Origin of the sequence: Microcoleus sp. Pol12B4, assembly GCF_036701385.1 — a bacterium.
Taxonomy (GTDB): Bacteria; Cyanobacteriota; Cyanobacteriia; order Cyanobacteriales; family Microcoleaceae; genus Microcoleus.
This window is the reverse complement of record NZ_JAUBQR010000052.1, coordinates 21,490-28,338: the sequence shown is the minus strand read 5'-3', so window position 1 is coordinate 28,338 and position 6,849 is coordinate 21,490. Positions and strand designations below refer to the sequence as shown.

Here is a 6,849-nt window from a genome sequence, read left to right as displayed (position 1 = left end):
CTTCCCAGTATTCGCTGGGGATTGCTTTACGGAGTAATTTTGACCAATGCTAGAGCAATGGGAGAATTTGGAGCCGTCTCTGTGGTGTCGGGAAATATTGCTAAAAAAACGCAAACTTTACCTTTGTTTGTAGAGGATGCTTACAAGCAGTACGCGACGCAAGCCGCATTTTCAGCGGCGGTAATTCTAGGTTTTTTAGGAGTTATTACCCTTGTGCTTAAAGAGATTTTGGAACGAAAAACTAGCATTAAGGAGGTTGAAGAATAATCATCCGTTATTAGGCTGTAGGCTCTACGCAGTTGTTAGCCATTAGTAGGGTGGGTGGCTATTGACAATCTGCTTGGCAGCTCGAAAATCTCGCAGATCCGCACTCTACAAGATATTGGTGCAAAATGTAAACTCAAACAAACATTAGGAGGCCCAAATGTTAGCTCATAACACTAGCGAATCTGAATTTGAGGCGATCGGCAATTTTCACAGAACCCAAGAATCAGATATTCCCAAGTCTGATAGTGGTGACAGCAGACCAACTCAAACCCGCATTCGCATTCGTGTTCCTAAAGAGTACCATCAGGAACCTGTTATCTCTAACTTGATTTCTGAATACGGTTTGACGGTGAATTTCAATGCAGCTTTGTTAGGTGTCAAAACTTTAGATGATGGCTGGTTTGATTTGGAACTTAACGGTACAAGTAAACAGATTGAAAGTGCTCTGCTTTATCTCAATGATTTAGATGTGGAAATCTGGAGCAATTCCAATAATCCCGATGAAGAAACTTGGTAATTAGTGAGTCTTGCACGCACCCAATTGGAAGAGTTAATATTCTGGACTGACAGGCAGAATTTTATTTATTCTAACCTGTTTATTGAGTCTAATAGCCTCCAGGAATGTTAGTCATGAGTCAGCATATCTATTCCTGTAAAATTACCGTTATCACGCTTCTAGTGAGGAATGCAAGTCCTCATAAAACTCAGACGACTTGTATTCCTTACTACCAAGCAATTTGATTGCGGTTGTTAGATCGCACATACCTATCATTCAGCAGCCAACCAATACCAAATAATATCAGCTTACAGCTAATAACCGTGATTGATAACTCTTGACTCACAAATATCGATCGCCGTCGGTTAATTATTTGATTGACAATTTTTATAAAATCTGGTATTTTATCCATCTCGGGTAGAGCATAAAACAGCGCACAAGTTTCGCCCAACATTTTTGGAAACAGCCGGAACAATATTCCCCTCTAACACTTCTCAACCATCAAACTAACTCAGTTAGGGCATGGAAGCATAAAAAAACGTTTTTGTCAATATTCAATTTAGGTGAAAGTTAGGGGCGATCGGCTCTCATCCGCACTCACCGGAAAAAGCTCGATCGCTGTTGCGGTTGGTTTGTGATATGAATTTGATGTGTGCGTGTACCAGGAGGATTTGAACGTGGAACTTTATAAAGAACCGAAACACCAGATAGTTTTTGCAGATTCACAAGTTAAAGATTGCGAAAGTTTAACAGAAACGGTCAACCCCGATACAGAAATTGTTATTCTGAAAGCCGATCGCGACGGCATCGAGCAAATCGCCGAAACACTTAAACAGCGGCAAAACATTGCAGCCGTCCACATTTTGTCTCACGGCGCAGCAGCCAGCTTGCAACTGGGAGCAACAGAACTAAATCTCAGCAACATTCAAACCTACCGCAATTATTTAGAAACATGGTTTGCTTTGCCAGCAGCCAAGGCAAACTCTCACTCTCCAATTACTACAGCTAAACCCGAAATTCTGCTTTACGGTTGCAACGTCGCCGCCACAGAAGCAGGTGTGGCTTTCGTGGAAAGGCTGAGCCAGCTCACGGGAGCAAATATTGCCGCTTCCGATAACTTGACTGGGAATGCTGCGTTGGGTGGAGACTGGGAACTCGAAGTAACTACGGGAAACATTAAAACACCTTTGGCATTTTCTGCAGAGGCGAGAGAAGCTTATAGTGCAGTTTTAGTCGCCACATTTGGGGAACTGCGCGATAAGATTCTGGTGGCAAATGTTTTGACCGACACCGACACGATTGCCATCACTGGCGACATCACCTTCGCCCCCGGAGAAGTTCTGCCCAGAATTACTAACCCCATCACGTTGACCGGTGGCGGTTTCACCCTAAATCTCAACACTAACCGGGGCTTCTCTGTAGACAGCGGTGCTGCTGTCAGCATTTCTAACCTGACAATTGCCAACGGTAGCGCTGTGGGTGGTGCCGGTACAGCCGGCGGTGGCGGTGGGGCCGGCATGGGAGGCGCACTATTTATCAACAACGGAGCTGTCACAGTTAACAGCGTGACCTTTACTGCCAACACCGCGACAGGAGGCGCTGGGGCTACCGCTGCTGCCCCAGCGGGTGCTGGTGGCAGCGCTGATTTCGGCACCCTCTTCGGTGGCACTGCTGGCTTCAACTTCACAACTGCGGGCGGTCCTGGTGCTGCTGGTACTGCTACTGCACCCAACGCTGGTAGTGGTGGCGCTGGCGTTAACAATACTTTTGGAGCGGGCGTTCCCGGCGGCCAAGGCGGTCCGGGCGGTCCCGGTGGCAGCACTACCTTCGCAGGCGGTACTGGCGGCGCAGGCGGCGCAGGCGGTAGCGGTGCGGTAGGCGTCCTCGGCGGTGGGGGCGGTGCTGGCGGTGATGGTGGTGCTGGGGGTACTGGAGTTGTTGGCAACGGCGCTGGCGGGCCTGGGGGGGCAGGCGGTGCTGGTAACTTTGGTGGCGGTGGCGGCGCTGGCGGTTTTGGTGGTACGGCTACTGCCCCTGCTGCGGTCGGTGCGATCGGCAACGGCGGCGCTGGCGGTTTCGGAGGAGGTGGCGGCAGCGGTACAGTAGGCGGACTCAGCACGGCCGTCGGAACTTTCGCCCCGGGCGGCGTAGGCAGCGCCGCCGGTGGTGGCGGCGGTGCTGGTTTGGGAGGCGCAATTTTTGTTAATGCTGGCAGTTTGACCCTGAACAACAGCACTTTGTTCAACAACACAGCAACCGGAGGCGCGGCTGGCGGTGCGGGGGCGACACCGGGCCAGGGCGCGGGGGCCGCGATTTTTGTCAACAGCGGCGCTACAGCAACTTTGACTAACAACACCATTACTAGCAATAGTGCTGGTACTGATCCTGTTGTTGCCAACGGCGGGGGGATTGCGACGAATGGCGGTACTGTGAATGTCCTAAATTCGATCGTCGCAGGTAATGTCGGCGGCGCAAGTCCTGACGTGTTTGGGACATTCGCGGTCACCAGTATCAACAATTTGATCGGGACTGTTGCTGGCAGCAATTTACCTGTCGCCCAGCAACTGACCGTTCCTCTAGCAAATGTCATCGCCCCTACCCCAGGATTGAACCAGGCTACAGGCGTTCCCGTGACTTATGCTTTGGCTGACAGCACTGGGACTCCTAATCCGGCGATCGATACTGGGGATGCCACGGCTGCGGCTGCTGCTGGCGCGACTGACCAGCGGGGTGCTGGCTTTCCTCGGACGATCGGCACTGCTGTTGATATCGGCGCCTACGAGTACGGCCCGATCGTCACAGGGGTTAAATTCAACGACTTTAACGGGGATAGCCTGCAAGGTGCCGCGGCGACTGAACCAGGTCTTCCCGGCTGGGTGATTTCTGTAGGCACGAAGAGCGCTACTACCGCAGCCGACGGCACTTACATCCTCCGCGACGTAAAAACAGATACTCCGATTACAGAAGCCGCGCCCGCTGGAACGCCTGAGAATGCTTGGGTGCAGACCCTCGGCCCGACTCCGGCAAATACGGGTATTGTTAATGTCACCGGTGCCAACTTCGGCAACTTCCAACGGACATCGATCGCAGGCAAGACCTACACCGATCTCGCGGGCAACGGCTTCACGCCCGATGACACCGTATTAAACGGCATCACCGTTAACTTATACAAAGACACCAACAACAACAACACGCTAGAAGTCGGCACAGATACTGTTGTCGGCACTGCACAAACCACTGCGGGAGCCGGAGATTACACATTCGCGGATATCGGCCCCGGGAATTACCTGATACAAGCCACTGCCCCAGCCAACTTCAGCATCTCTTTCCCCGCTGCCGCAATTCTCGTTAGTGCCCAAAGCGGTACTCCCGTCACCGGTCAAAACTTCGGCGTTTTCCAAAACATCACCGTCAGCGGCACCAAATTCACCGACCTCACAGGCAACGGCTTCTCTGCTGACGACACCCCTCTCAACGGCACTACCGTTCGCTTGTTCAAAGATACTAACGATAACAGCACTTTAGATACCGGTGACACGGAAATCGCATCGCAAGTTACTGGGACAGCGCCAGCGGCCCCAGGAGCGTATAGCTTTCCTAACGTTGGCAGCGGTAGGCACTTTGTGAGAGAAGATGTGCCGACTGGTTTCTCACAAACCGCCGGCCCGACTTTTTATCCAATTAACCCGGTCAGCGGCACAAACATTACGGCTCAAGACTTCGGCAACTTTCAGTTGGGCAAAATCAGCGGGATTAAATTTAACGATCTCAACAAAAATGGCATCCAAGATGCGCCAGCAGAACAACCCCTAGGAGGCTGGACAATCTACCTAGATGCCAACAACAACGGCGTCCAAGACGCAGTAGCCGCCGAAACAGGCACTAACGCCGCCGTCACCGATGTCGCCGGTAAGTACCAGTTCACCAACTTGCCCGCCGGCACTTATACAGTGCGGGAAGTGCCACAAACAGGCTGGACGCAAACTGTACCCCCTGTCAATGCAGCTACGCCTACTCTTCCCGGTGCGTTTACGATCGCCGTCACCAGCGGCACAGACTCCCAAAACAACAATTTCGGCAACTTCAAGCCCAACTCGATTAGTGGTCTGAAGTTCAATGACCTCAACAACAACCGGGTACAAGATACCGGGGAACTAGGGCTTGCCAATTGGCAATTCTTCCTCGATACCAACGATAGCGGCACTCTCGACACCGGGGAACCGAACACCCTCACCGATGCCACAGGCAACTACAAATTTCTCGATTTGTCAGCAGGAACCTACAAGGTGCGGGAAGTCTTGCAGCCTACTTGGACGCAAACTACCCCCGACCCGGATGACATCACTGTCACCAGCGGTCAAGACATCGCTAATATCAACTTCGGCAACTTCCAGTCGAGCACAATCAGCGGTCAAAAATTCAATGACCTCAACAACAACAGCGTTAAGGATGCCGGAGAATTGGGGCTAGGTAACTGGCAAATATTCCTTGACAGTATCAATCCCGATGGCATCTTTCAGCAGGGCGAACCGACTACCATCACTGATGCAGCGGGCAACTACACTCTCCGAGATATACCCGCAGGTACTTACCAGGTAAGGGAAGTCCAGCAAAACGGCTGGACGCAGACGACCCCTAACCCCGCCCCCGTTACGGTTAATCCCTCCGATAACATCACGGGCATTGACTTCGGCAACTTCCTGCCCCAACCCGGGGCGATCCAAGGTCTGAAGTTCCAAGACACCAACAACAATCGCACTCAGGATGCTGGAGAACCGGGTTTACCCAACTTCCAAATTCAGTTAACCAATGTCGTAGCTGGAACTGCTCCTGCTCCTGTTACTACTACCACAGACAACAGTGGCAACTACCTGTTCGCGAACCTAACGCCGGGAACCTACCGTGTCCGGGAAGTCAACCAAACTGGGTTTACCCAAAGCACACCCGAACCCGCCGACATCACGCTAACTTCGGGCGCTATTGTCACTGGCATCAACTTCGGGAACTTCCCAGCGCCGACGCCGACTCCGCCGACGCCGACTCCTACTCCGCCGCCACTGCCACCTGTACCGACGCCGACTCCTGCACCGGCGCCGACACCTGAACCTGCACCGACGCCGACACCTGCACCTGTAACGACGCCGACACCTGCACCTGTAACGACGCCGACACCTGCACCTGTACCGACGCCGACACCGACACCTGCACCGACGCCTGCACCTGTACCGACAGATTTGGTTTGCCCTGAGAACTTCCCCAGAATTGCTACTCCCAATGAGCCCGGCACTTCTTCAGCGGGTAATGTGATCAATGGCCCTAACGGCGACGATACGATCGTGGGTAGTGCCGACAGTGACTCTATCTTCGGATTGGGCGGCAACGATTTGATCTTTGGCCGAGGGGGCGGTGACTACATTAATGGCAATACGGCCAACGATACTCTCTACGGAGGCATCGATAGCGATACTCTCTTCGGTGGCAAAGGGTTTGACCTGATTTTTGGCGATCGCGGTAACGATACGATTTATGGCAATCGTGGCAATGACTCTATTTCTGGCGACGAAGGCAATGACTTATTGTACGGGGGCAAAGCCGAGGACGTAATTTTGGGAGGCGCTGGCGACGATGTGCTATTTGGCGATCAAGGCAATGACACTCTCTGCGGTGGCGAGGGTAACAATACCTTAATTGGCGGCAGCGGCGATGATTTGCTTTTTGGTGACACCGGCGATAACTTGCTCTTTGGCGGCATTGGCAGCGATACCCTCGTCGGCGGCAGTGGCAGCAATGGCTTTGTCTTGTCAGCGGCCGGAGGAATTGACACCATTATCAACTTCACCGCAGGAGTTGATTCGCTCAAGTTGGTGGGAGGCTTGGACTTCAGTCAACTATCATTGACCGAAACTAATGGCTCGACGGCGATCGGGCTTGCCAATAGCGACCAGATTTTGGCTATAGTGACGGGCGTACAGCCGACCCAGTTATCGGCTCAGAGTTTTAGCTTGCTGGTTTAGTCTGCAGATAAAACTCGGCAGTTGCAACAGATCCTACACTTGCCTGTCGTCCCAGCAGAGAGCAGGGCTGTT

General features: G+C 52.6%; 3 protein-coding genes and 1 pseudogene. 3 read left to right on the top strand and 1 reads right to left on the bottom strand.

Features of this window, described 5'->3' with window-relative positions; genetic code table 11:
- Window positions 1-267 (top strand): annotated as a pseudogene (locus QUA38_RS10040) (sulfate ABC transporter permease subunit CysW); the annotation flags it as partial.
- 157 nt (window positions 268-424) lie between these two features.
- Window positions 425-784: an NIL domain-containing protein gene (locus QUA38_RS10035; RefSeq protein WP_333039208.1), complete on the top strand. Its 360-nt coding sequence runs from the start codon at window positions 425-427 to the stop codon at window positions 782-784.
- 208 nt (window positions 785-992) lie between these two features.
- Here the strand turns inward: QUA38_RS10035 and QUA38_RS10030 are convergent, their stop codons facing one another.
- Window positions 993-1,217: a hypothetical protein gene (locus tag QUA38_RS10030; RefSeq protein WP_333161343.1), complete on the bottom strand. Its 225-nt coding sequence runs from the start codon at window positions 1,215-1,217 to the stop codon at window positions 993-995.
- A gap of 223 nt (window positions 1,218-1,440) precedes the next feature.
- On the opposite strand from QUA38_RS10030, the gene QUA38_RS10025 reads away from it, so the two are divergent.
- Window positions 1,441-6,777 carry a DUF4347 domain-containing protein gene (locus QUA38_RS10025; protein ID WP_333161341.1) on the top strand — a complete coding sequence of 1,779 codons (5,337 nt, stop codon included), beginning with the start codon at window positions 1,441-1,443 and terminating at the stop codon, window positions 6,775-6,777.
- Window positions 6,778-6,849 lie beyond the last annotated feature (72 nt).